Annotated in this window: 17 protein-coding genes; 6 read left to right on the top strand and 11 right to left on the bottom strand. The window is 71.1% G+C overall.

Going from position 1 to position 25,191, the window contains the following annotated elements; all coding sequences use genetic code 11:
* Positions 1 to 18: 18 nt before the first annotated feature.
* The 5 genes from typA to BCD49_RS12870 form a co-directional block, all read right to left on the bottom strand.
* Positions 19 to 1,914, bottom strand: a complete 1,896-nt coding sequence (gene typA, locus BCD49_RS12890; protein ID WP_007511610.1) for a translational GTPase TypA — start codon at positions 1,912 to 1,914, stop codon at positions 19 to 21.
* Between the two features lie 405 nt (positions 1,915 to 2,319).
* The gene (locus BCD49_RS12885) at positions 2,320 to 2,778 is read right to left on the bottom strand and encodes a (deoxy)nucleoside triphosphate pyrophosphohydrolase (RefSeq protein WP_007511607.1); all 459 of its coding nucleotides are present in this window, start codon (positions 2,776 to 2,778) and stop codon (positions 2,320 to 2,322) included.
* A gap of 232 nt (positions 2,779 to 3,010) precedes the next feature.
* Complete coding sequence (locus tag BCD49_RS12880) at positions 3,011 to 4,264, bottom strand: ABC transporter permease (protein ID WP_131803449.1); 1,254 nt, start codon at positions 4,262 to 4,264, stop codon at positions 3,011 to 3,013.
* The gene (locus BCD49_RS12875) at positions 4,261 to 5,502 is read right to left on the bottom strand and encodes an ABC transporter permease (protein WP_007511604.1); all 1,242 of its coding nucleotides are present in this window, start codon (positions 5,500 to 5,502) and stop codon (positions 4,261 to 4,263) included. The genes BCD49_RS12880 and BCD49_RS12875 overlap by 4 nt, the downstream gene beginning before the upstream one ends.
* A 35-nt stretch (positions 5,503 to 5,537) precedes the next feature.
* A complete protein-coding gene (locus BCD49_RS12870) occupies positions 5,538 to 6,536 on the bottom strand; it encodes an ABC transporter ATP-binding protein (RefSeq protein WP_007511602.1) in 999 nt (332 codons plus the stop codon).
* A gap of 132 nt (positions 6,537 to 6,668) precedes the next feature.
* Here BCD49_RS12870 and BCD49_RS12865 point away from each other — a divergent pair, with 132 nt between their 5' ends.
* Positions 6,669 to 7,919 (top strand): heparan-alpha-glucosaminide N-acetyltransferase domain-containing protein, encoded by a 1,251-nt coding sequence (locus BCD49_RS12865; RefSeq protein WP_007511599.1) that lies wholly within the window; start codon positions 6,669 to 6,671, stop codon positions 7,917 to 7,919.
* Here the strand turns inward: BCD49_RS12865 and BCD49_RS12860 are convergent.
* The gene (locus BCD49_RS12860) at positions 7,908 to 8,729 is read right to left on the bottom strand and encodes a polysaccharide deacetylase family protein (protein WP_241832315.1); all 822 of its coding nucleotides are present in this window, start codon (positions 8,727 to 8,729) and stop codon (positions 7,908 to 7,910) included. The two genes, BCD49_RS12865 and BCD49_RS12860, sit on opposite strands and share 12 nt — an antisense overlap.
* 1,005 nt (positions 8,730 to 9,734) lie before the next feature.
* Here BCD49_RS12860 and BCD49_RS12855 point away from each other — a divergent pair.
* Positions 9,735 to 11,975 carry an FkbM family methyltransferase gene (locus tag BCD49_RS12855; protein ID WP_158072941.1) on the top strand — a complete coding sequence of 747 codons (2,241 nt, stop codon included), beginning with the start codon at positions 9,735 to 9,737 and terminating at the stop codon, positions 11,973 to 11,975.
* An 81-nt stretch (positions 11,976 to 12,056) separates the two neighbouring features.
* On the opposite strand, the gene BCD49_RS12850 is transcribed toward BCD49_RS12855, so the two are convergent.
* Positions 12,057 to 13,415 carry a glycosyltransferase family 2 protein gene (locus tag BCD49_RS12850; RefSeq protein ID WP_131803447.1) on the bottom strand — a complete coding sequence of 453 codons (1,359 nt, stop codon included), beginning with the start codon at positions 13,413 to 13,415 and terminating at the stop codon, positions 12,057 to 12,059.
* 250 nt (positions 13,416 to 13,665) lie between these two features.
* Positions 13,666 to 14,742 (bottom strand): redox-regulated ATPase YchF, encoded by a 1,077-nt coding sequence (gene ychF, locus BCD49_RS12845; RefSeq protein WP_027140429.1) that lies wholly within the window; start codon positions 14,740 to 14,742, stop codon positions 13,666 to 13,668.
* 203 nt (positions 14,743 to 14,945) lie between these two features.
* Between ychF and BCD49_RS12840 the strand changes: the two genes are divergently transcribed.
* The 4 genes from BCD49_RS12840 (at position 14,946) to BCD49_RS12825 (ending at position 19,902) form a co-directional block, all read left to right on the top strand.
* Entirely contained in the window at positions 14,946 to 16,340 is a 1,395-nt protein-coding gene (locus BCD49_RS12840; RefSeq protein ID WP_007511588.1) for a DNA recombination protein RmuC, read from the top strand.
* A 74-nt stretch (positions 16,341 to 16,414) separates the two neighbouring features.
* Positions 16,415 to 16,975 (top strand): DUF6542 domain-containing protein, encoded by a 561-nt coding sequence (locus tag BCD49_RS12835; protein WP_007511586.1) that lies wholly within the window; start codon positions 16,415 to 16,417, stop codon positions 16,973 to 16,975.
* 990 nt (positions 16,976 to 17,965) lie between these two features.
* On the top strand, positions 17,966 to 18,877 hold the full coding sequence (locus BCD49_RS12830) for a glycosyltransferase family 2 protein (RefSeq protein ID WP_007511584.1): 912 nt from the start codon (positions 17,966 to 17,968) through the stop codon (positions 18,875 to 18,877).
* A complete protein-coding gene (locus BCD49_RS12825; protein WP_007511582.1) occupies positions 18,874 to 19,902 on the top strand; it encodes a glycosyltransferase family 2 protein in 1,029 nt (342 codons plus the stop codon). The genes BCD49_RS12830 and BCD49_RS12825 overlap by 4 nt, the downstream gene beginning before the upstream one ends.
* Before the next feature lie 126 nt (positions 19,903 to 20,028).
* On the opposite strand, the gene BCD49_RS12820 is transcribed toward BCD49_RS12825, so the two are convergent.
* The 3 genes from BCD49_RS12820 to BCD49_RS12810 all read right to left on the bottom strand — a co-directional run bounded on the left by BCD49_RS12820 (position 20,029) and on the right by BCD49_RS12810 (position 25,156).
* Positions 20,029 to 20,967, bottom strand: a complete 939-nt coding sequence (locus BCD49_RS12820) for a beta-1,6-N-acetylglucosaminyltransferase (RefSeq protein WP_007511580.1) — start codon at positions 20,965 to 20,967, stop codon at positions 20,029 to 20,031.
* Positions 20,964 to 22,895 carry a lipopolysaccharide biosynthesis protein gene (locus tag BCD49_RS12815; RefSeq protein WP_007511578.1) on the bottom strand — a complete coding sequence of 644 codons (1,932 nt, stop codon included), beginning with the start codon at positions 22,893 to 22,895 and terminating at the stop codon, positions 20,964 to 20,966. The genes BCD49_RS12820 and BCD49_RS12815 overlap by 4 nt, the downstream gene beginning before the upstream one ends.
* A gap of 869 nt (positions 22,896 to 23,764) precedes the next feature.
* Positions 23,765 to 25,156: a class II fumarate hydratase gene (locus tag BCD49_RS12810; protein ID WP_007511574.1), complete on the bottom strand. Its 1,392-nt coding sequence runs from the start codon at positions 25,154 to 25,156 to the stop codon at positions 23,765 to 23,767.
* Positions 25,157 to 25,191: the final 35 nt, after the last annotated feature.

The following is a 25,191-nucleotide window of genomic DNA, read 5'->3' as shown; positions in this document are numbered from 1 at the left end:
ACCGATCGAGCGCCCGGCCTAGACGGCCGCCCGGCGGCGAGAGCGGAGCTTCTCGCGGTCCTGGGCGGCGAGCGCGACCTTGCGGATCCTGACCGTCGCCGGGGTGACCTCGACGCACTCGTCCTCGCGGCAGAACTCCAGCGCCTGCTCCAGCGTGAGCTGGCGGTACGGGGTCAGCCGGACCAGCTCGTCGCCGGTCGACGAGCGCATGTTGGTGAGCTTCTTCTCCTTGGTCGGGTTGACGTCCATGTCGTCCGCCCGGGAGTTCTCGCCGACGATCATGCCTTCGTAGACGTCGATCATCGGTGGGACGAACATCGTGCCGCGCTCCTGCAGGTTGAACAGGGCGTAGGCGGTCGTCGGGCCGGAGCGGTCGGCGACCATCGAACCGGTCGCCCGGGTGCGCAGCTCGCCGAACCAGGGCTCGTAGCCCTCGAAGACGTGGTGCAGCAGGCCGGTGCCCCGGGTCTCGGTGAGGAACTCGGTGCGGAAGCCGATCAGGCCGCGGGCGGGCACCAGGTACTCCAGCCGGATCCAGCCGGTGCCGTGGTTGATCATCTGCTCGAGCCGGCCCTTGCGCAGGGCGAGCAGCTGGGTGAGGGTACCGAGGAACTCCTCGGGCGCGTCGATCGTCAGCCGCTCGACCGGCTCGTGCACCTTGCCGTCGATCACGCGGGTGACGACCTGCGGCTTGCCGACGGTCAGCTCGAAGTCCTCCCGGCGCATCAGCTCGACCAGGACGGCGAGCTGCAGCTCGCCACGGCCCTGTACCTCCCAGGTGTCCGGCCGCTCCGTCGGCAGCACCCGGATCGACACGTTGCCGACGAGCTCCGCCTCCAGGCGCGCCTTGACCAGGCGGGCGGTGAGCTTCTTGCCGGACTTGCCCGCCAGCGGCGAGGTGTTCACGCCGACGGTCATGCTGATCGACGGCTCGTCGACGGTGATGATCGGCAGCGGGCGCGGGTCCTCGGGGTCCGCCAGCGTCTCTCCGATGGTGATGTCGGGAATGCCGGCGATGGCGATGATGTCGCCGGGGCCCGCCTGCTCCGCCGGGGAACGCTCGAGGGCCTGGGTCATCAGCATCTCGCTGATCTTGACCCGCTCCTGGGTCCCGTTCGCGCGGCAGAGCATCACCTGCTGGCCGCGGCGGATCGTGCCGTTGTGCACCCGGCACAGCGCGAGCCGGCCCAGGTAGGGCGAGGCGTCCAGGTTCGTGACCAGCGCCTGCAGCGGCGCGTCCTCGACATAGGTGGGCGCCGGGATGGTCTCCACCAGCAGGTCGAACAGCGGCTTGAGGTCCGGGGAGTCCGGGCTGTCACCGTCGGCGGGGCGGGTGATCGACGCCCGGCCGGCCTTGGCGTTGCAGTAGATGATCGGGAAGTCGATCTGCTCCTCGTCGGCGTCGAGGTCGAGGAACAGCTCGTAGGTCTCGTCGACGACCTCGGCGATCCGGGCGTCGGAACGGTCGACCTTGTTGATGACCAGGATCACCGGCAGCCGGGCGGCGAGCGCCTTGCGCAGCACGAACCTGGTCTGCGGCAGCGGGCCCTCGCTGGCGTCCACGAGCAGCAGCACGCCGTCCACCATCGCCAGGCCCCGCTCGACCTCGCCGCCGAAGTCGGCGTGGCCGGGGGTGTCGATGATGTTGATGGTGATGTCGCCGTAGCGGACCGCGGTGTTCTTCGCGAGGATCGTGATGCCCTTCTCGCGCTCGAGGTCCATCGAGTCCATGACCCGGTCGGTGAGGTCCTCGCTCGCGTGCGCGCTGAACGCGCCGGACTGGCGCAGCATCGCGTCGACCAGGGTGGTCTTCCCATGGTCGACGTGAGCGATGATCGCGATGTTGCGAAGGTCGCCGCGGCTGCGGACGACGCCGGTGGGAGTGGCGCTGGTGTGCTCGGTGCTGGTCAGCACGGTGGTGGGCTCCGGGGCGGACAGGGGGCGCTCGACCCCGAGATGATCGTTACGAGGAACGCCCGGATCCGATGACGGTGGCGCGCAACCACGGTCCGTCGTGTCATGGTCCGTCGGTTCAGCGCCCGCCAGGCGTGCCGACAGCCCGGGCGGATCCCGGACCTGCCAGATCGACTCCGCAAGCTCCGTCGATCCGGCAGGAACCCCGGGTCCGGCCTCGGGCGTCCCTTCCATGGTACGGACTCCCACGGCGGCATTACGCCCGGCGAGAGCCTGGACACCCACCCGCCGACGAGATTTCAACAACAGTACGACGCGAGTCCTTGGGAAAAGCGAATGCGAGCCGACGCGATCGGAGGCGCGCGGTGACGGCAGCGGCGGCGGCCTCTCGTGCGCGTGGGCCGGTCAGGCGGCGGGGAACGCCAGCGGGTTCGGGTCGAGGAGGCGACGGCGCAGGGTCTCGACGAGCGGCAGGTCCGCCGGCAGCCAGCTGACGTCGTCCAGCTGGGCGGCGGACAGCCAGCGCAGCTCCCCGCCCTCGACCGCGCGCGGCGTGCCGGAGCGGATCCGACCGAGCCACACCCGCAGGCGCCAGCCGGGGCTCGCGAGCTCGACCTGGCCGAGCACCGGGCCGGCCTCGATCTGGACGTCGAGCTCCTCGCGGCACTCGCGCTCCAGTGCAGCCAGCTCCTCCTCGCCCGGCTCGACCTTGCCCCCGGGAAACTCCCACATCCCGGCGTAGGCGGGCGGCGAGGTCCGCCGCGCGGCCAGCACCCGGCGCTCGCCATCCAACAGCGCCACCGCCACCACCAGTCGGCCGCGGCCCACGCGCGCCTCCGCGGCCTCAGAGGCCGCGCCGGTCATCGGTGCCGCCGGGACCGGAGCGGCCGGGACCGGAGCGGCCGGGACCGGAGCGCCGCGGCGCGGCGACCGCCCGCCCCGCGCGGGGCGCGTCTGGAACCCACTATCCGGCGCGGGGCCGGCATCCGGGTCGGGTTCCATACCTGGTGACTTTCCCAGATCGCCGGCACACTGCGGGTAGTGACCCTCGCTCAACCGGACCAATGACCCAACCGCGGCAACCACCCCAGCGGGCTCAGCCGCGGGCGAGGTCGCGACGCAGCAGGCCAGCGGCAAGGCTGACAAGCACGACGGCGGCGGCGGCGAGCACCCCGAGGTGGGTGGCGACGCCGGCGACGCCAGCCCCGTCGAACAGGACGCTCTCCCAGGCGGTCACCGCCCAGTAGTGCGGGGTCGCGTGGGCGATGGTCGTCATGACCGGTGGAAAGAACTCCGGCGGGACCATGCAGCCGCCGAGGGCGGCGAGCACGATGCCGACCACGGGCGTGATCGACCCGACCCTGTCCGGATCACGCCCGATCGCGCCGACCAGCAGGCCCGCGCCGCAGCCGACCCCGGCGAAGGACAGCACGAGCAGCGCGGCAGCCGCCGGATTCCCCCAGCGCACCCCGAACAGCAGCGTGCCGGTGAGCAGGATGAGCACCGACTGGAGCAGGGTGAGCACGAACCATCCCAGGCCGAGGCCGCCGAGGACCGACGGCAGGCCGGTCCGGGTGGACAGCGCCCGGCGCAGAACGCCCTGCCTGCGGGCCGCGACGATCAGCGTGGCGCTGGCCATCGCGTTGATGAACACGAACACCACCAGGTTCTGGGCGGCGAACATCGAGTACCGGCTGGCCGAGGCGCCAGCCGGGCCGCCGCCAGCATCCGTGACGCGGACGGTCAGCGGCGGCGGCACGTCCGCGAGCGCGTCCGCGCGTGCCACGACGGTGCCCCCCGCCTGGGCGGCGACGGTCCGCGCCGCCGCGAAGGGCAGGGTCGCGCGGCTCACGACCCCCTCCAGCGCGAGGCGCGCGGTCACGCCCGCGCCGCTGGTCGCCTCGGTGAGGACGCTCGCCCGCACGCTCCGGCCGGCGAGCACGTCGGCGTCCAGGGTCGCCGGCAGCACCAGCGCGGCCGCTACGTCGCCGCGACGCACCGCGTCCGTCGCCGCGTCCTGGCTCGCGAGCCCGCGGACCCGCAGCCCTGGCGCGTCGCGCAAGGCCCTCTCGACGGCCTGGCTGACCTGCCCGTCGCCAGGGCGCACCAGCCCGACCGACGCCCGGTCCGCGCCGCCGAACGCCGCCCCGATCACTGTGATCACGGCCACGGGCAGGACAAGCAGGAAGAACAGGGCGAGCCGGTCGCGGGTCAGGATGCGCAGCACCACCGCCGTGAACGCGAACAACGCGGCCAACCGGCCCCGCCCGGCGGCCGGCCCGGCCGGCCGACCACCACCGCCCATCGCGCCACCGCCCATCCCGCGACCACTCACCACGTCACCACTCACCGCGTCACCGCCCGATGGATCCGCAGCACGCCGATCGCGCCGGTGACCAGGCCGATCGCGACGAGGATGCCGATAGCGCGGGCAATCGCGCCTGGATGCGCCGCGTCGGCGCCGAGGTCGACGAACGCCGTGAGCGACTGCCCGTTCGGAGTGAACATCGCGATCCGGCGCAGCAGGTCCGGGCCGACGCCAGGGCCGACGAAGTTGCCTCCGAGCAGCGCGAGCACGAACGCGCACAGCGAGGTGTATGACTCGGCCTGGCGCTCGGTCCGGCCCAGCGACGCGACCAGCATCCCGACACCCGCCACCGCCAGCACCGTGGCGAGGACCACGGCCGCGACCGGGCCAGGCGGCCCCCAGTGGGCGTCGAAGGCCAGCGTCGTCACCAGCCAGACGACGACGAAGCTGGCGACGCCGAGCACGGCGACCGAGAACGCCCGACCAGCGATCAGCTGGCCCGGCCGCACCGGAGACGCCAGGATCCGGCCAAGAACGCCCTCATCCCGGTCGCCGACGAGCGATCGGGCGACGAAGCCGACCGTAAAGAACAGGAAGAGGATCGACATCGCGGCGCCGTAGTACGCGATGATGTCGGGCCCCTCGCCGCCGGCGGCGACCGGTGCCAGCTCCAGCACCTCGACGTCCCCGCGCGAGGCGGCCGGCTCCGAGGCCTCGGCCGGCGGCGTGCCTGCCTTCGCCAGGCCGGCGGCGACCAGCGCCCGCCAGTTGGCCTCGGCCGTCACGCCGTCCGCGACCGCCCGCGCGACCTGGGCCGCGACCTGCCGGGACGGGTCACCGAACACAGCCACGGCGAGCGCCGGCGAGCCGGCCGCGGGCGGCCGCTCGTAGCCCAGGGCCGCGCCCAGGCCGGCGGGCAGGACGATCGCGGCGTCCAGGTCGCCGTCGTCGACCGCGGGCTCGGCGGCTGGCACAGCCACCGACCGGAAGCGGACCGTTCCGCCGTCACCGTCCCCGCCGGAAGCGGTCAGGCTGGTGACGACGGCACGTGAGGCCGGCGAGCCGTCGGCGTCGGCTATCCCGATGGTGAACGTCACGTCCGACGTCCCGCCCAGCAACAGCCCGAAGACACTCGCCATGGCCAGCGGGCCGACGATGCCGCTGATGATCGCCGACCGGCTGCGCAGCCGGCGGCGCAGGTCGGTGGCGGCAATGACCAGCACCGGGCCGAGCCACCGCTGGCCCCACCCAGGCCGGGGCCGGCCGCCAGCGACACTCACGCGGCGGCCTCGGCCGGCTCGGTCACAGGTCCGCCTCAGTCACGCAGCGTCTTGCCGGTCACGTGCAGGAAGACGGTTTCCAGGTCGGGCTCAGACACCTCGACAGCGCCGATGGCGACCCCCGCCCGCTCGCCGGCGGCGACCAGTGGCGCGAGCACCGCGGCCGCGGAGGCCGCCGCCACAGTCAGGCCGCCCTCGACCACATCGGCGCTCACCACGCCGGACAGGCCTGCCGCCGCCGCGGCGAAGCGGTCGAGCGGGCCGGTCGCGGCCACGTTGATCCGGTCGTGCTCGCCGATGCGGGCGATGAGCTCGCGGCGCGTGCCCTCCGCGACGATCCGGCCGTCGTCGATGATCCCGACCCGGTCGCAGAGCCGTTCGGCCTCCTCCATGTAGTGCGTGGTGTAGAGGACCGACATCCCGGCGACGCCGAGCGCCCCGATGCTCTCCAGGATCTGGTTGCGGCTCTGTGGATCCACGCCGACCGTCGGCTCGTCGAGGATCAGCAGCCGGGGCTCGTGCAGCAGGCCGACGGCGATGTTCGCCCGCCGCTTCATGCCGCCGGAGCACTCCGACACCCGGTCCCCTGCTCGGTCGGCCAGGCCCACGACGTCGAGCACCTCGGCGATGCGAGCGGCAAGCTCGCGGCGCGGGAGCTGCTGCAGGCGGCCGAAGAACCGCAGGTTCTCCCGCACGGTCAGGTCCTCGTAGAGCGCGACGTCCTGCGGGACGAGACCGACGAGCGCCTTCGCCGCCGCGGACCGGGTGGTCATCGGCAGCCCGGCGACGGCGATCCGTCCCTCGTCCGGGGCGAGGATCCCGGCGATCATCGAGATCGTCGTCGTCTTGCCCGCGCCGTTCGGCCCGATCAGCCCGTAGGTCTCGCCCGGCGCGATCCGCAGACTTACGTGGTCGACAGCGGTCCGCTCCCCGAACCGCCGGACGAGCCCTTCGCACTCGAGAACATCGCCGTCAGCTGACGGTTCGGTGCGCCCCGGCGGCCGAACAGCCTCACCCCGCGCCGTCGGGCCCATGGCGTGGACAGTACCGCCCCCAATCGTCCTATTGCTGGCATCTCAGGCCGGTCGTCGGAGACTCGCTGCGCGCGAGACCCGGACGGCCGTGGCCAATGGTCACAGCAGCTGGCGGGCTGAGAGGCTGGGTGCATGTCGGACTTTCCCGAGCGGGTCGCGGGGGGCGGCGCCAGCGCCGTTCCCGCGGCCGCGACGCCCAGCGCCACGACGAGCGTGGTCTCGGCGGCACGGGGGCGGATCATCGGGGTTGACGCGGCGCGGGGCGCGGCGCTGCTGGGAATGGTCGCGACGCACGTCATACCGCCGTTCGACGACCAGGGCCGGTTGACCACGGCGCACCTGGTGGCGGCCGGGAGGGCGGCCGCGGCGTTCGCCGTGCTCGCCGGCGTGGCACTCACGCTGGTGACCTCCCGAGCCGCCCACCCTCGTACCTCGACCTTCGTCCGGGCGGTGTGCATCGGCGCCATCGGCCTGATGCTCGGCCTGACGGGCACGCCGGTCGCCGTGATCCTGCCGTACTACGCGGTGTTCTTCGTGTTGGCGCTGCCGCTGCTGCGCGCCCCCCGGTGGGTGCTCGCCGTGGTCGCGGCGAGCGCCCTGCTCGCCGAGCCGCTGCTGAGCCAGCTGGTCCGGCCACATCTGCCCGAACCGCTGATGAGCAACCCGTCCTTCGACGACCTGGTCGTCTCGCCATGGCGGCTCACCCTCACGATCCTGCTGACCGGCTACTACCCCGCGCTGGCCTGGATCGGCTACCTCAGTGCCGGCATGCTCGTCGGCCGGCTCGACCTGCGCTCGACACGGGTCGCCGGCCTGCTGCTCGGCGCGGGCGCGGCGGTGGCGGTGGCGGCCTCATCACTGTCGTGGCTGCTGCTCGGCCCGCTCGGCGGCCGCGACGCGCTGCTGGCCGCGGACTCGGTCCTGCCGGGCGTCGGCCCGATCGCGCCCGGCGAGGTGCCGTCCCTGCTCGAAGGCGGGCTGTACGGCAGCACGCCCACGCAGTCCTGGTGGTGGCTCGCCGTCGACACCCCGCACGCGTCCGCGCCGCTCGATCTGCTGCACACCACCGGCACGGCCGTGGCGCTGCTCGGCGCCGCCCTGCTCGTCGCCCGGCTCGGGGCGGCCGCGGCGGTCGTGATCTGGCCGCTGGCGGCGGTGGGCTCGATGACGCTGACCTGGTACACCCTGCACGCGTGGGTGCTCTCGACCGAGCTGCCACGGGGTGACAGCTATGCCTGGCTGTACCTCCAGCAGGTGATCCCCATGCTGGTCCTCGCGTCCCTGTGGCGCCTGACCGGCCGCCGCGGCCCGCTGGAGGCCGTCATCTCGGCGCTGGCCCGCCGCGCCGTCTACCAACCGCCGCCGCGCTCGTCATCGGCCTGATGCCCGAACCTGGCGTCCGCCCGACGTGCGTGCGTAGTACCGCCCCGCACGGTAGAGGCGCCACGGGATGCGGGCGGCCCGCCGCGCGGGCGAGTCCGGGATGCCCTGCCCATGGCGCACCAGAGTTTCCATGTCCTGCGGCCGGGTGTCGTTGGTGACGATGAGGCGGCGGACCGCGAACCGGTCCCCCTGCCTGGTGTGCAGTCCGAAACCGACCTCACAGGCCGAGTCGAAGCCAGCGGCCCGGACAGCGGCGCGGGTCGCCGCCGAGTTGTACCCGTGCGGGTAGCAGAAGCTGCGGATCGTCAGCCCGAGGCTGTCACTCAGGATGCGTCGGCTCAACGCGATGTCGCCACGCATCCGACCTGCCGGCAGGACATCCATCTCGAGATGCGCGTGCCCATGCGAGCCCACCTCGATGCCCGCCGCCGCCACCTCCGCCAGCTCCGACCAGTCCATGATCCGCAACTGGGCGTCGGGCCCCGGCAACCAGGCCGCCTCGCCACCGACATACCGCGTCGGTGCGTACACCGTGGCGCCACAGCCCGCGGCGCGCAGGATTCCCGCGGCCTCGACGAAATCCTTGTAGGCGTCGTCGAAGGTGACCCCGACCGTCCGGTCATCCGGGCCGTCGAGAGCCTCGGACAGCCCGACAAGCCGGTACCCCGCCCCGGCCAGCGCGTCGATCTGCTCCCTGAACAGCCCCGGATCCACCTGCCAGCGCTGGAAGTCCGGACTCGCTCCCCGCCCGATGCTGTGGAACATGAGGACCGGAAGATGGCCCTCTCCACGAACTCCCGCGGTGGTCAACTACCTTCCCCGAATGGCGGGACGACGCCCAGGACGGATATGCCAGCAGGTTCGATCCTATCCGGCGCCCGGGCGACCCGGAGGGCGGCGGGGACTCCACCCGCCAGGCGCGCACAGGGCCGACACGGGAATAGGCCCACCAGTCCCGCGCCGTGATGACGTACTTGTCTTGCCAACGCGGCGAGCAGCGGTTCACCAGGCGACCATCCGCGCTCTTCTTCCCTCCTCCACCGTCGCCCGGCCCGATCCGGCCAGTCTTTGTTTACATGACGGCGATACGCACAATTCGGCGACTTTATGGCGCGAGAAGGCGACCAACGCCCGCGCTTCATGAGCACCAACGCGGCGCCCCCCGGCATCCAGGACACCAGACTTCTACTCGCCTGTAAATATTGCCCTCGACAAATATTGTCCTCGACCTCCTTGGACCGGCTGATGGCCATCGCTCCGCCCTGATCCGCGACATGAGTTCGCCAGAGACGATCCGCAAAGTGGAGCAAGGCGAAGGTCGTGGATCACACGCCACCTCAGAACTCACCAGCGGACCGCCCCCAAGGGATGAGTTCGTCTCAGCCTGCTACACTCGGCCAAAAATAGCCGAGAAAGCGCGGCCCGAACACGATCACCACGAGAGGCCGGCCGGCACGCGACTGTCACGTCACGTGGCGACGACGCCATCATTTGGTGACAAACATTAGGCCCTCTGTGAGTTGCCCGACGCCGCCCGAAAATCAGGAACGGACCGCTTAATCGGCTACCAGCGACGGGGAGCGAAGGTGTCGGCCGAGCTGGCCGTGCTCCGTCTTTGGCGGCGCGCGAGCGGCGCGCCGCCACGGTCGTCGTCGCGGGTCGCCCACGACGATCGGGCCGCGGAGGTTCTGACGGGTCGCCGCCAGCGCCTCCGACCGCGGTCGTCCGGCTTCATCAGCCACGGCCCGGAAGTCGATCGTTCGCGGACGGTACGACAATGACTCGCCGGCTACTTGACGAGAGGTTTGGGCACTGATGGGGCTACGGGGAGCCGCGCGCGGCCTTGGGCAGGCAGGACATGTCCTGGCGGAACCCGAGCCGACTCTTTGCTGTCAGCTCGAGCTGTCCGACCCTCGCCAGCCCGAGGGTACGAGCGTTCGGTACGCGGATGCCCGCGTTCTCGTCCGTCTTCATGGCGACCCGCTGGGGTTCATCGAGGTGCCGCTCCGGGAGGGGGCCCTGGACCTCGGCGAGGTCCAGGCGCGATCGACGGAGGAGTTCCGCGACCTGATCGCGGAACACCTGCGCGCCGACGGGCTCGAGTGGGCCGGCCCGCCGAGCCTCGCGGTGCCGGCCCGCCCGGCGACCTGTGTGTCCCTCGTCGACGGCGGCCCCGAAGTCACCGTCATCGTCTGCACGCGCGACCGCGGCCCTCAGCTGCGCGAGACGCTGCACAGCCTGTCGACGCTGACCTACCAGCCGCTCCGGTTCCTGATCGTGGACAACGCGTCCCGGGATGAGACCACCCGACAGGTCTTCGACCGCGAGGTGGGCACAGACCCCCGCTTTCAATATGTCCGAGAAGACCGTCCCGGCCTCTCGTGCGCGCGCAACCGCGGCCTGCTCGAGGCGACGACCGAGATCGTCGCCTACACCGACGACGACGCCCGGGTCGACCCGGAATGGATACAGGGCCTGGTACGCGGGTTCAAGCGCCGGCCAGACGTCGCCTGCGTGACCGGTCTGGTCCCGACGGCGACGCTGGAGAGCATGCCGGAACGGTATTTCGATGCGCGCCTCGACTGGGCCGGCAGCTTCCGGCCCCGTCTATGGYACCTCACCGAGCGCCCGCCGGGCATTCCCTCGTACCCCTATTCCTCGGGCATTTTCGGAACTGGGGCCAACTTCGCCGTGCGCGCCTCGGTGATGCGGGCGCTGGACGGGTTCGACGAGGCCCTCGGCGCGGGCACCCTTCCGGGCGGCGGCGAGGACCTTGACGCCTTCGCCCGGATCGTCCTCGCCGGGCACTGGCTGGCCTACGAGCCCTCTGCCATCGTGTGGCACACCCACCGCAGCAGCCTCTCGTCGCTGCGCCGCCAGATGTACCACTACGGCACCGGTATGACGGCGTATCTGATGAAACATCTCTACATACCGGAGCACCGCGCCGACGTGGCGCTGTTGGTGCCCCGCGGAGTCTGGATGTCCCGGAAGGTGAGCACGAGCACCCGGGAGGCGGTCAGCCCGACAGCGAACAGCGCCAGGTGGCGGCTCATCGGAGCCGAGTTCAGCGGTTTCGTCGTGGGCCCGGTGCTGTACGTCCGCGCCCGGCGGAAGCGCCCACCGCGCACGTGGGCTCAGATCGACACAGCGGCATCGTCATCACGACCGCCGCTCGCCACGCCATCCTCCGGTTCGCCGCCGGGCGGGGCGCGGCCCGTTCCAGGGCGACGGCTGCGTGAGCTCGCCGGGCTGGCCCAGTTCTGGGGCAAGGTCACCCGAGACCTGACCGGCCCCGCCGACCTCGTGGCGCTCCTCCGCCTCCGGTCCGCGGGCACCCGCTTCGAGCCACTGGTCGTGCCGCGCCCGGCGACCGTCCGACTGCGGATGAAGTCCTTGCGCGGTCCGCTGCACCTGCGTACCCACTCCACCGACTTCGAGGTCTTCCGCGAGATCTTCCAGCGCGGGGACTACGACTCCGTCTCCGCCGTGGTCGGACCATCCCCACGGCTGATCGTCGATCTCGGCGCGAACATCGGCTTGTCCGCGCGATGGTTCCTCGCACGGTGGCCGGACGCCCACGTCGTCGCGGTGGAACCCGAGCCGGGCAACGCCGCCGTACTCCGCGCCAATCTCGCCGGCGCCTCAGCCACGGTCCACCAGGTGTGTGTGGGCGGGTGGGAACGGATGGCCACGTTGACGACGTCGCAGGGCGAGTACGCCTTCCGGCTCACCTCCGGGGAGGCAGGCCGAGCGGACGCGACGTCCTTTGAGGCACCGGTGCGCACCCTCGAGTCGATCCTCGACGAGGCCGGGGCCGAGCGCGAGATCGACCTGCTCAAATGTGACATCGAGGGCGCCGAACGCGAGCTCTTCGACTCCTGCGAAAGCTGGATCGGGCGGGTTCGCAACATCGTCGTCGAATGCCACGACGACTACACGACCGCCGAGCTCCTGGAATCTTTGGCCAAGAACCACGCGAGCTTCCGGGTGGCAGGCGTGGTGAAGGCCGGCGCGGGAACGTTCGAGGTCGCCGTCCTCACCAGGGCGGCCTGACCGGCGCTGACACGGCGCCGGTCAGGGCCGGCGATCGGCGGTCCCGCCGGTGGTCGACGGATGAATGCCGCGGCGCCGGCATCAGGATGATCGCCTGCTGGCGAGGTAGGCGAACGGGCCGCGCACGACGCCGACGAGCTCCAACAGCGTGAGCGACCTGGGGTAGGCAGGGTTCTTCTTCTCGTTCTTGGGGCTGCGCGGGTCCAGCAGGTAGCGCGCGCACTCGGGAGCCAGCCGTAGGAGCTCACGCCGCTCGGCACGACTGGTCAGGACGCGCTTGGCCATCATCGCCCCGAGGCCCACCCCGTAGTTGTGCATCTGCCGGCGCAGGTCCCGGTATCCCCGGTGGTGCGAATGCCACATGATGGCGCCGGGCTCGTAGACGATTGCCTCCCCCGCCTGGATGACGGTGAGGAAGATATCCAGATCCTCGCCCCCGCGCGAAGGCGTGCCGGTGCCGAGACTCACGTCGAACCCGCCGAGCYTCCGCAGCAGCGATGCTCTGAAGGCCGCGTTCGCGCCGCTGCCGAACATGCCCGCACTGAACGGGAAGAGCGGATTCTCGGGGCGGTTCAGGTGCAGGTCGAAACGCCGGCGTTCATAACCTTTGTTGAAACCGCCGAACTCCTCGAACAGGATCTGCGGCTCGGTCTCGAGCTCCGCCGGAAGAATCAACCCCGTCACGGCAGCCACATTCTCGTCCTCAAATCCGGAGACAAGAACCTCGAGCCACGACGGGTCTGCGATGACGTCGTCGTCCGTAAAAGCGACCAGCTCGCCGGACGCCACGGCCAGGCCGGTGTTGCGGGCGCGAGCGAGTCCTTTGACGGGCTCGGGTACATAGGTCACGGACCCGAGCTCCAGCTCCTTGAGCAGGCCGGGTATCCCGCTGGTCGTGGGACGGTTGTCGACCACTATCAGCTCGTCGGGCAACCTGGTCTGTGCCTGGATGCTGGCCAGGGCCCTCACCAGCTCCGGCGAGGCTTCACACGCATTGACGACGACGCTGACCCCAAAATCCTTCGGCGCCGTCCTACGGCATGCGTCCGAGCTGGGAAGAATGGCGGCCAACGGGCCGGGAGGTACCGCGACACCGTCCGCGGCGAGATGCTCCCGCACGGCCGGACCAAGATCATATTCTATCTTCTCGCGCAGCGTCCCGAGACCCCCGGCGATATCAGCGCCCGAGAGCCGCAGAATACCCATCGGGTGGCCGTGAAGGCGGATGAGCGCCTGGACCGCGCGGGCGGACGGAAACCGCGGCGCCTCGGCCGAGAGTTCTACCTCGATGACGGCGGTCGGCGCGGTCAGCCTCGGCGGCGCGTCCCAGCGCCGCGGGCCAGGGTACGCACGAGTCATCTTGGCAGTCCCGATGTTCACACTAGTAGCGATCGTAAGCGGTAGGCGGGGACGGGCCCGTATCTCGCCGAGCGGAGGCACGGATTCGCTGGTGCGGTGTATGGCCCGTCGGGCCCCCTCATCCGGTCCTTCCGCCTAACGCCGACGTAGGCCATCTGGGCACCGCGAGTAGAACGACCACGTTGCAGCGTTACCACATTGCGCGCCGCGGCCGCGTCCGGCCGCCGCTGATTTCCATGAGCAATGCCAAGCGCCACGGCTCTCCCACCGCCGCCGGGCTCAGGCCATCAACGCGCGCACCGCAGCCTCGGCATTCCGGCCCGAGGAAGGGTCAGACGTTGAAACGGAAGTCGACGACGTCGCCGTCGGCCATGACGTAGTCCTTGCCCTCCATGCGAACCTTGCCGGCCGCGCGAGCCGCGACCATCGAGCCCGCCGCCATCAGGTCGCCGAACGAAACGATCTCCGCCTTGATGAAACCACGCTGGAAATCGCTGTGGATGACGCCCGCGGCCTCGGGAGCCGTGGCGCCCTTCTTGATGGTCCAGGCGCGCGCCTCCTTGGGGCCCGCGGTCAGGTAGGTCTGCAGGCCGAGCGTGTGGAAGCCGATCCTGGCCAACGCCGCGAGGCCGCTCTCGCTCTGCCCGAGCGAGGCGAGCAGCTCGGCGGCATCCTCCTCGGGCAGCTCCAGCAGTTCGGCCTCGACCTTGGCGCACAGCACGACGGCGTCCGCGGGCGCGACGAGGTCGGCGAGCTCCTTACGCCTGGCATCGTCGGCGAGGGCGTCCTCGTCGACGTTGAAGACGTAGAGGAACGGCTTCGCGGTCAGGAGGAACAACTCTCGCAGCAGCGCACGGTCGATCGAGGGCTCGGCGGACAGGGGCCTGCCCTGGTCGAGGACGGCCCTGGCCGCCTCGGCGGCCGCAAGCATGGGCTGCTTGGTCTTGTCGACCTTCGCTTCCTTCGTCAGCTTGGGCAGGCGGTTGTCGATGGTCTGCAGATCGGCGAGAACCAGCTCGGTGTTGATGGTGGCGATGTCGTCCGCCGGGTCAACCCGGCCGTCGACGTGCACCACGTCCGGGTCGGAGAACACCCGGACCACCTGGCACACAGCGTCCGACTCACGGATGTTGGCGAGGAACTTGTTACCGAGGCCCTGCCCCTCGGAGGCGCCCCGCACCAGGCCGGCGATGTCCACGAAGCTCACCGCGGCGGGCACGATCCGCTGGCTGCTGTACAGCTTGCCGAGCCGCTCGAGCCGGGGGTCGGGCACGCCGACGACGCCGACGTTCGGTTCGATCGTCGCGAAGGGATAGTTCGCCGCCAGCACGTCATTGCGGGTCAACGCGTTGAACAGCGTCGACTTACCGACGTTGGGCAGCCCGACGATGCCGATCGACAGACCCATGGCTTTGAGTCTACGGATCGGGGCGCGAAGCGCCCCGATCCTGTCGGGCGGTGCGCCTAACCTGCCGGATCGGCTCCGCAAGCTCCCAGACCTCCTCGATCGGCTCCGCCGATCGGGCAGGAACCCCGGATCCGGCAGGAACCCTGCTCCTTGCGTGGCTTCGGGTCAGGGCAAATGTCGGACCGGGGTGGTTGGCTGTGGTCATGGATGCGTCGGGGGTGCTGCTGGCGCTGGCCTGCCTGGTGGTCGGGGCCGCGGGGGGCTACCTCGCGGGCAGGCAGGCCGGAGCCCAGCGGGCGAACGCCGACGTCGCCGGCATGCGGACCGCGCTGGACTATGAGCGCAAGTCGGCGGCCGAGCGCGTCGCGCTCGTCGAGCAGAGCCAGCGACGCCTCACCGACACCTTCCAGGCGCTCTCGGCGCGGGCGCTGGAAGGGGCTAGCCGACAGTTCCTGGAGCTCGCGGCCGCCCGCCTCGACGAGGCGGGCGCTCGGGCGCGCGGCGACCTCGACATGCGGCGCGCCGCCGTGGAGAACCTGGTGACGCCGCTGCGCGAGACGCTCACCCGGATGGAGGAACGACTGCGCGATCTGGAAACCGCGCGCATCGAGGCCTACGCCACGCTGGTCGAGCAGGTTCGGGCCACCCGCGAGGCCTCCGACGCCCTGCGCACCCAGACCTCGCAGCTGGTGACCGCGCTGCGCAAGCCGCAGGCGCGCGGCGCCTGGGGCGAGCTGCAGCTGCGCCGCGTCGCCGAGGTCGCCGGCATGCTGGCACGCTGCGACTTCACGGAGCAGCACACGGTCGCCGGTGAGGAGGGAGAGTCGGTACAGCGGCCGGACATGGTCGTCCACCTGGTCGGCGGGCGCAGCATCGTCGTCGACTCCAAGGTCCCGATGGCCGCGTTCCTCGAGGCCGCCGAAGCCGCCGAGGAGACCGTGCGGGCCGAGCGGCTGGCCGCGCACGCCCGGCACCTGCGCGCGCACGTGGACCAGCTCGGCTCGAAGGCCTACTGGCGCCGAATGGACTCACCCGAGTTCGTCGTGCTGTTCGTCCCGGCGGAGGCGTTCCTGGCACCGGCGCTCGACCACGACCCAGGCCTGCTCGAGTACGCGGCTGGCCGGGGCGTGGTGCTCGCCACGCCGACGACGCTCATCGCGCTGCTGCGCACCGTCGCCTACGCCTGGACGCAGGACGCGCTGACAACCCGGGCCAAGGAGGTCTACGAGCTTGGCCGTGAGCTGTATACCCGGATCGGCACGCTCGGCGAGCACGTCGACCGGCTCGGCGCTTCCCTGGGACGCGCGGTCAAGGACTACAACGCGGCCGTGGGGTCGCTGGAGGGCCGGGTGCTGGTGTCGGCCCGCCGACTGGCCGCGATGGAGGTCGTCGAGGACGAACTGCCCAGCCCCAAGCCAGTGGAGGCAGGTGTCCGCCCGCTGACGGCCGTCGAGCTCCTCTCAGTTCCTGATGGACGAGAACCCCTCGAAGAGCTGGAGCTGGTGCCATCCTCGCCCTTCAGRCCGCCGATGGAGGCACCCGACACAGCGGACATTCAGGCGGCTCCACCGGGTGCCGGAGCGAACACGGAGAGCTGAAGGAATCGGCCACCGGTACAGCCACGACGTATCGTGCTGACGCATTCTTAAACCTGGGGCGGTACCTTGCCCACGTGAGTCTGCCCGACAGGCAACCCGCCGGCCCCCGAGGTCGCACCGACCGGCCGCGCGGACCGGCCGACCGTGCCCCCACGGGACGGCGCCGTTCGACCCTGCAACCGACGACCGTCATCAGCAACAACCGCCGCGGGCTTACCGCCTTCGGAGCCTCGCTGATCGTGCTGATCATCGGGGCCGCGGGCGCCGCCGCGGACGTGGCAGTCTTCGGGCACCTGGGTTGGATCTTCGGCGTCCTGTTCGTCGTGGCCTGCGTCGCGAGCACGCTGCGCACGCATGTGGACGATCTGGTCGGAGTCGCCATCATGCCGCCGCTGGTCTATGCGGCGATCACCACCGGGGTCGGCTTCCTGCATCCGGCGACCGGCAGCGACGGCGGGCTGAAGACGAAGGCAATCGACATCGGTTCCGAACTGATCCTGCGCGCGCCGAGCCTGTTGATCGCCGAGCTATTGGTGATCATCATCGCGCTGGTCCGGGCCCGCCGGGCGACAGTGGTCCGCCGCGAGCGGGCTCGGACGATGGCGAACCGCGCCCGCCGCGACACCCGACCGTGACGCAGGCGGTCCGGTCGGACATCCGACACGCGGGATTCAAAAACTGAGACTTTCCACCCCTGCCGTCGTGTTATCAACGAATCATGTCCGCGAGCGCTTCGCAGCCGGCCCGGATGCCGAGCTGGCTGCGAACCTGTACCTGCGGCCACACGCGCCAGGTTCACCGCCATTACCGCTCCGGAAACGACTGCGGTATCTGCGGCTGCGTCCGATTTTCGCATTTCTGGCACAGATATCCACACGATGAACCGCTCGCGCAACCGCGACGCGCCAGACGCCGGACAACCGAGCCAGAGCCGCCCCCGATCGACACTGGCCCCTCTTCGCCCGACACCGCCCGGGACACTCCACCAGCCGACCCAATATCGGTCCCCTCGGTGCGGCGAATGGGGGGGCGCGCATCGGTACCGGGCCCCAGGCGGCGTTCCGGCAACACGCCCAGCGGCGTGAAACAGCCCCCCGACCACAGCAGCTAGCCGTTCCCCGGCCCCCGGTCGACGTCGCCCTAATTGGCGAACCAGGGTGAATACCTCCGCCCGTCGACCCGCAATCAGTCACGCCGCGCGGTGGCCGAGTCACGCTCCGGCGCATTGTTCGAACCTGGCGAGACGCACAAGTGGTACACGACGTAGCGCGAGAACCCTGCCGGAGGGTGAGTGCTACCGTGTCGGGCAGACGGTCTTGCTTGACCGGACAACGGGGGAATGCAAGCGCGGAAAGGCACTGGAATCGGGGGTCGGCGGCGCGTCGGTATCGATCAATTTCCCGCATATTGCGTACACATGACCCGCGGGATTCAATTACTTCTCGTTTCGAACGACAACACCGCCGAGCGCCCAGAGCGTCCACATCGACAGCCCGGGCAACAACAGAGCCATACCGCGCCGATTCCTTTTGGGGTTCTTGGGCCGCGGCCACCTCTGAGGCGCATCGAGCGCGCCGCGCCGCCTACCTGCCAGGCGGCGCCCAGGCATCCCAGGGGGACGGAAGTTGACTGTAGGGGAACCGCGGCCAAGAGTCAGCATCGTCATTCCGACACTGAATGAGGCCCGCAACCTTCCACATATCTTCAAGATTCTGCCCGCCGACGCGGAGGTCGTCCTGGTCGACGGCCGATCGACCGACGGCACGGAGGATGTCGCCCAGTCCATGCGGCCCGACTGCGTCGTCGTGCACCAGACGCGCAAGGGCAAGGGCAACGCCCTGGCCAGCGGGTTCGCGGCCGCGACGGGCGACATCATCGTCATGCTGGACGCCGACGGCTCCGCCGACCCCGCGGAGATCGAGGACTTCGTTCAGGCGCTGCTCGGCGGCGCCGACTACGCCAAGGGCTCCCGGTTCATCGAGGGCGGTGGGAGCAGCGATATCACCAAGCTACGCAGCCGCGGCAACCTCGCCCTGAGCTCCCTGGTCAACATCCTGCTGCGGCATCGGTTCACCGACCTCTGCTATGGCTACAACGCGTTCTGGGCCTACTGCCTGCCGGTGCTCGACCTGCAGCCGGGGCAACGAGGCGACGAACCCCAGTGGGGTGACGGCTTCGAGGTGGAGACCCTCATCAACATCCGGGCAGCCCGCGGCGGCCTGAAGATTGTCGAGGTCGCCAGCTTCGAGCACCCGCGGCTCATGGGCGTGACCAACCTCAACGCGCTCTCGGACGGGCTGCGTGTGCTGAGGACGATCTTCGCCGAGGCATTCCGGCCCATGCCGAGCCGGCTACGCCGCCAGGTCGCCCTCGACAGGCAGGCGGTGCGCCGTCGCCTCGACCTGTCGCGGCACGCGACGACGGACCCCGCCCAGCTCGGCGCCGCCACAACGGCGCGCGCGCCAGCCGCGCCGATCACACGCCCGCGGGAGGACACAACCCTCACCTCGGGCGTCCCGCGGGTGGAGCCGGCATGACCACGGGCGACGCCATCGCGAGTGACGGACGCGCGACGCCGTCGACCGGTCAGCCTGACCAGCCGGCTGTGTCCGTCATCATCTGCGCCTACACCGAGGACCGGTTCGGCGACATCACCGCCGCGCTGGACAGCATCAGGGCACAGGATCCGCCGGCCAGCGAGATCATCCTCGTCGTCGACTACAACAATGCGCTGCTGGGACGTGCCCGGGCAGCGTTCCCGGACGTCATCGTCGTCGCCAACGAGAACTCGCGAGGACTTTCTGGCGCCCGAAACACGGGTGTCGAGCGGGCGACCGGCGAGATCGTCGCGTTTCTCGACGACGACGCGCGCGCCGCCGCGGACTGGCTCGCCAAACTGACGGCGCCCTACGTGGATCCCAATGTGGTCGGTGTCGGCGGGACCGTCGCGGCGGACTGGCTGACGACGCGCCCCGGCTGGTTTCCCCCGGAGTTCGACTGGGTCGTCGGATGCAGCTACGTGGGCTTGCCCACGACGGTGAGCGAGATCCGCAACCCCATAGGTGCCGCGATGTCGTTCCGCCGCAAGTTCTTTCCGCTGGTCGGGGGGTTCACCGACGGAATTGGGCGCGTCGGCAACACACCGCTCGGCTGCGAGGAGACCGAGTTCTACATCCGTCTGCGCCGGGCCCTGCCGGGAGCGTCCGTGCTGCACGTGCCGGATGCGGTGGTCTACCACAAGGTTCCCGGGACGCGTGCCCAGTGGGCCTACTTCCAGCGGCGGTGCTACGCCGAAGGAATCTCGAAGGCCGTCGTGACGAACCTGGTCGGCGCGACCGCCGCGCTCGAGGCGGAACGCGCCTACGTCCGGCGAACCCTCCCCCGCGCCGTCGCGCGGGGCCTTCGGGAGCGGGCCAGGTGGCCACAAGCGGCCGCGGTGCTCGCGGGGGTCGCGGTCACCGGAGCCGGATACGCCCGCGGCCTGGTCGCGTTGCGCACCGGTGGCCTGAGCACCCCGAATGCCAGGGCACCCAGGCCCGGGGGCGTGCCACCGAGACGATGAGGCCGCCGAGCCGGTGGGCCGGGCCGACCACGACAGTTCCAGTCGTCCCTGAGGCGGACCCCGGGAGCTCGCGCCGGGACCGCACCCGTCCAGGCGGCGCCTGGCCTCGGCCCTCGCCGGGGCTGGTCAGGCTCGCAGCTCGGCGTCGATGCGGTCGAGGACGTCTGTGTCCACGGCCGTACCGAATTTTCTGGCGAAGAGCCTGCGGTGCTCCCGCGGTTCGCCGGCGACAGCCGCGAACGAGGTCACCGGATCGGCGGGGGGCTCCTTCTGAGCGCGCGCGAGGTCGTCGAAATGCGCCATCGTCAGCCAGCCCGGATGCGTCGCGCCACCCGCCGGCCACGCCATGTGCCAGGGATGGCTGTAGCAGGCCGGAAGCGCGTCCGAGCCAAGCAGCGAGCGGCTGCCCAGCATCGACGCGGCGAAGGTCTCGTCCGGAACCAGCGTGCCGCGCCAGTACCGGACGAGGTCCGGCCGCCCGTCCATCAGCCGGACAAGAGCCTCGGCGTGGTGACGGGCGTAGATCTTCCACTGCGAGCCGGCCCGCGGCTCCAGGTCAGCCGGAATCGACCGGCTGACCGGCAGGCGCAACGGCACGTCCTTGACGAACATCACCTGGTTACGCCAGGTGAGGAACCTCCGCCGCAGGCGCCACAGGCCGCCGTCGGGATGCCTCGGGGTGCTCCACGGCCGGTATGGCAACGGCACGTTCCACAGCCAGGAGAAACCGTCCCACCGGGAGAGCTCACGCTCCAGCTCCGGCATTGCCAGCAACGGATAGTCGGCGCCGGAGAGGACCGCGATATGCCTGGCTGACGTACGGGCGAGCGCCACGCGCAGCGCGCGCAGCTCCGCGTCCACCAGCGACCAGCTCGACAGCGTCGTCGGCTGGCGTGCGCAGAGCGTCACCCGCAGGGGTAGCCGGCTGGTCATCCGCTGGTACGTGGCCTCGGGCGTACGCGCGTCGCAGTGCAGGAAGATGGGCACGTCGTCGAGCGCCAAGACCAGCCGCCGTAGGTGGGTCGGGTCGGTGTGCGCCATGACCACCGCCGCGAGCAAGGTCATCTCCATCCTCCAAGCGAACGCCACGACAGCTGCATGGTCGGCGCCTCCTCGTAGCGCCGGCTGGGTTGCTCGGGTAGGTCGGCACGCAGCCCGGCCGGTCCGGCCGTCGGGACCGGCCGCGAGTGGCTGTCGGCGCGGTGGCGTGCCCTCGGGGCCGCCTCGAGCGCCTCGTGCCGACGCGGGCCGCTCGCCCGGCGGCGGCCCGCCGGGCGAGCGGCGCCCTTTCCACGGGCGATCATTCGGAAGATGACGCCGAACCAGGCGAGCGCGGCGAGCATCGCGACCGCCCGACCCGCGAATGCCACCGGGCCGTCGGCCGGGACAAGACTCAGCCCCAGCACCGCCGCGACGACGAGGCCCAGCTCCACGAGGATCAGCGGGCTCGTGCGGGCAGTGGGCGCGGCCACCCGCGCCCTTGCCAGCAGGAAGCCATGCAACAGGCAGTAGGAGGCACCGGTCGCCAGCGCACCGCCTGACAGGCCGAGCCTCGGCACCAGCACGAGGCTGAGGGCGATGTTGCCGGCGGCGGCGATGGCGGTCCCGACGGCGATGCTGACGGTCGCGCCCGCCGCCATGAGCGCCCGCGTGGGCGCGAGGCTGGCGGTCGCCGGCACCGCGCAGACGATCACGATCGAGGTGATGGCGAGCAACTGCCCAGGGCCGTAACCCGCGGGCGCCCAGGTGCGCAGCAGCAGGGGCGCCGCGAGCGCGAGCCCGACGAGCACGGGCGACAGCAGCCGGTAGAGGGCGTCCCGGCTCGCCGCGAGCACCGCCGCCCGAGTGGCCGGGTCGGAGACCGCGAAGATGCGGGGCATCCACGCCGAGTTGAGCACCGACAGCAGCAGCGTCGGCAGCGACCCGATGTTGTAGGCGATCTGGTAGCGAGCCACGGCGGCGGGGCCCAGATGGCTCTGGACGATGAAGCGGTTGCCCGCGTTCAGCACGAGCGTGGCGAGCACCGCCGGCACCAGCGGCAGCGCATAGGCCAGGCTCGCCCCCACGAGGCGCCGGTCCCGCGGTCCCAGCCGTCCCGGCACCACGAGGAACACGGCGAGCGCGGTGGCGGCGATCTGCGAGACAAGCTGACCGCGAATGAAGCTCGTCGCGGTCGGCGTCGTCACGGCGACGAGCGCGAGGCTCGCCATCTCGGCGACGACCGACTGCAGCATGCTCACCAGCCCGAAGCCCAGGAGCCGGTCCTGGCTGCGCAGCAGCGCCAGCTGGGCGTTGGTCACGGCCGCGATGCCCGCCCAGAAGACCGCCAGCCGCAGCGCCCCGCCGTAGTGCTCGAATCCCAGCGACGGGGCCCACCACCGGCCGGTCGTGTCGACGAGCCAGGTGATCGCCGTCGCCGCAAGGATGCACAAGGTGAGCAGCCTGCGGGCCTCGGCCGGGCCGTCCGAGCTGCCAGCCGCCGAATCCGCGTACTTCCACTGGATCGCCGTCTGCAGGCCAAGCCCGGCCACCTGGAACAGCACCTGCATGACGGCATTGGCCGCGGCCACCGCGCCGAACTCGTCCGCTCCCATCAGCCGGGTCACGAAGGGAGTCACCCCGGCAGCGCCGACGATCTGGACGGCCCACAGCAGCATGTAGAGGGAGTCGCGCCCGAACATCCCCGAGACCTCGCGCGCGACGGCGTCGTCGGACGAACTCGATGCCTCCGCGGCGGGCCGCGGCTCCGGTACTCCCCGCGGGCCCGCGCCGGCGCCCACCTCCCGCAGCGGCTCGAGCAGCACGGACGAGTCGGGCTCCGCTCCGGCTCGACCGGCCCGCGGCCCGTCCGCGGGCGCGGTCGCGGTCGCGGCCGGCCGGGTCGGCGGCTGCCAGCGCAGCCACATGGTCGCGTCGGCCGCTCCGAGAATCAGCGGCTCGGACCTTGGCAGCGACCGGAGCCAGACTGTCTCGTCCGAGGCGCCAGAACTCATCGCCGCGGTCCTTGGCCAGGCGCCAGGCGCGCGGACGCGCCCTGGCGGGCCAGGTCAGCGCCGGCGCGGCCAGACACGGTCGGGCAAGAACCGCGGATTCGAGCCGGCTCGGGCTTCGCGGTCCTCTTCGGCCGAGTGAGCCAGCCGGGGCCAGAGGCGGCGGCGACGCCACCGCGGGTTCCGCGGGCCCGCGGAACCCGCGACCGCCGACCCGGAGCCGATCCGTTCTTCAGCGGCTCGCCGCGCGGCGGAACCGACACCATTTCGCCCCCGACTACTGGCAGCCCGACAAGCGGCCGACGCAGGGTGAGGGACTGGATGAATGCGCGTCACCCCGGCCGGGATCCCCACCGACGTCGCTTACGTGCCGGCCGGGCTATGCGACACGGCCCATATTCACATTCCGCGCCGACCAATTACCCTCGACGAGAGCGCCGGACGGTGGCGACGTGGCGACGTCAAGTGGTGTTGGAATTTCGACGAACTCCCCCAACCGTCGCGCGCCGGCCTACGGCATTCCAGCCGGCTGCCGGCGCGGTCAGTCTAGCAGCAGCGCAGGTCGGCCACCTTGATGACGCGGGCGGACTGGGTGAGCCGCGCCCCAACCGGCCGAGGACCTGATGACGGCTGGGCGCGGCTCACGGGCACGGCGGCTGACGGCACCCGAGAGGTGACAGCCGTTACCGCTCTTGTTTCACGGACATGACAGACGACGGCTCGACAGATCGGGCTGAGCCGGCGAGATCCGCCGACTCCCATCGTGGCAAGAATGCCAGCGGACGTGAGCGATTCACGCCAACGGTCCTGGCGTTGGCGTGGCATCAACCAGAGCGGCGGCGCCGGCCGGGGGCGCCGCCGCCGGCACGCCGCTAGGGGTGGGTCATGGAGAGAACGTCGAGGGCGGCGTCGAGCTGCTCCAGGGTGAGCTTGCCGGCCTCGACGTAGCCTCGCTCCAGCACGACCTCGCGGATGGTCTTCTCCTCGGCGAGCGACTGCTTGGCGACCTTCGCGGCCTCCTCGTAGCCGATGTACTTGTTCAGCGGGGTGACGACCGACGGTGACGACTCGGCGTACCGGCGGCAGCGCTCGACGTTAGCCTCGATGCCGTCGATGCAGCGGTCCGCGAAAAGGCGGCTGATCGTCGACAGGATGTGGATCGACTCCAGCAGGTTGCGGGCGATCACCGGGAGCATCACGTTCAGCTCGAAGTTGCCGGCCGAGCCGCCGAACGCCACGGCGGCGTCGTTGCCGACGACCTGGGCGACCACCTGGCAGACCGCCTCCGGGATGACCGGGTTGACCTTGCCGGGCATGATCGACGAGCCGGGCTGCAGGTCAGGCAGGTGGATCTCACCGAGGCCCGCGCGCGGGCCGGAGGATGCCCAGCGCAGGTCGTTGGAGATCTTGTACAGCGACACCGCGACAACCCGCAGGACGCCGGATGCCTCGACCAGGCCGTCCCGGGAGGCCTGCGCCTCGAAGTGGTCGCGCGCCTCGGTGAGCGGCAGTCCGGTGCTGGCCGCCAGTTCGGAGATGACGGTCGCGGAGAAGCCAGGTGGGGTGTTGATCCCGGTGCCGACCGCGGTTCCGCCCAGCGGCAGCTCGCCGATCCGGGGCAGCGCCGCGTTCAGCCGCTCGACGCCAAGGCGTACCGCCGCGGCGTAGCCGCCGAACTCCTGGCCCAGGGTGACCGGGGTCGCGTCCATCAGGTGCGTACGCCCCGACTTGACCACGTCGGCGAACTGCTCACTCTTGCGCGACAGCGACGCCGCCAGATGCTCGAGCGCCGGGATCAGCTCGGCGACGATGCCCTGGGTCGCGGCGATGTGGATCGACGACGGGAACACGTCGTTCGACGACTGGGAGCAGTTCACATGGTCATTCGGGTGCACCGGGCGGCCGAGCCGCTCGCTGGCGAGCGTCGCGATGACCTCGTTGGTGTTCATGTTTGACGACGTGCCGGAGCCGGTCTGGAACACGTCCAGCGGAAACTGGTCGTCCCAGTCGCCGCGGGCGACCTCGGCGGCCGCGGAGGCGATTGCCTCGGCGATCTCGCCGTCGAGCACTCCGAGCTTGGCGTTGACCGTCGCGGCGGCCGCTTTGATCCGAGCCAGGGCGGCGATGTGCGCCCGGGAGATGCGCTGCCCGGAGACCGGGAAGTTCTCGACCGCGCGCTGGGTCTGTGCCCGCCACTTCGCGCTGGCCGGGACCCGCACGTCCCCCATGCTGTCGTGCTCGATCCGGTACTCCTGCTCGGTCATGCTGCTCGATACCCCTCGTCCTGAACCGGCCGTCG

The sequence above is a fragment of the Pseudofrankia sp. EUN1h genome, assembly GCF_001854645.1.
In the GTDB taxonomy this organism is placed as follows: domain Bacteria; phylum Actinomycetota; class Actinomycetes; order Frankiales; family Frankiaceae; genus Pseudofrankia; species Pseudofrankia saprophytica.
Note: the sequence above shows the minus strand (reverse complement) of the source record. Positions and strands in the feature narration are given on the sequence as shown.

Bases quoted from the DNA above. Each gene is read 5' to 3' on its own strand.
- BCD49_RS12815 (WP_007511578.1), bottom strand. From the start codon at position 22,895: ATGAGTTCTGGCGCCTCGGACGAGACAGTCTGGCTCCGGTCGCTGCCA.
- BCD49_RS12865 (WP_007511599.1), top strand. From the start codon at position 6,669: ATGTCGGACTTTCCCGAGCGGGTCGCGGGGGGCGGCGCCAGCGCCGTT.
- BCD49_RS12885 (WP_007511607.1), bottom strand. From the start codon at position 2,778: ATGACCGGCGCGGCCTCTGAGGCCGCGGAGGCGCGCGTGGGCCGCGGC.
- ychF (WP_027140429.1), bottom strand. From the start codon at position 14,742: ATGGGTCTGTCGATCGGCATCGTCGGGCTGCCCAACGTCGGTAAGTCG.
- BCD49_RS12810 (WP_007511574.1), bottom strand. From the start codon at position 25,156: ATGACCGAGCAGGAGTACCGGATCGAGCACGACAGCATGGGGGACGTG.
- BCD49_RS12870 (WP_007511602.1), bottom strand. From the start codon at position 6,536: ATGGGCCCGACGGCGCGGGGTGAGGCTGTTCGGCCGCCGGGGCGCACC.
- BCD49_RS12825 (WP_007511582.1), top strand. From the start codon at position 18,874: ATGACCACGGGCGACGCCATCGCGAGTGACGGACGCGCGACGCCGTCG.
- BCD49_RS12820 (WP_007511580.1), bottom strand. From the start codon at position 20,967: ATGACCTTGCTCGCGGCGGTGGTCATGGCGCACACCGACCCGACCCAC.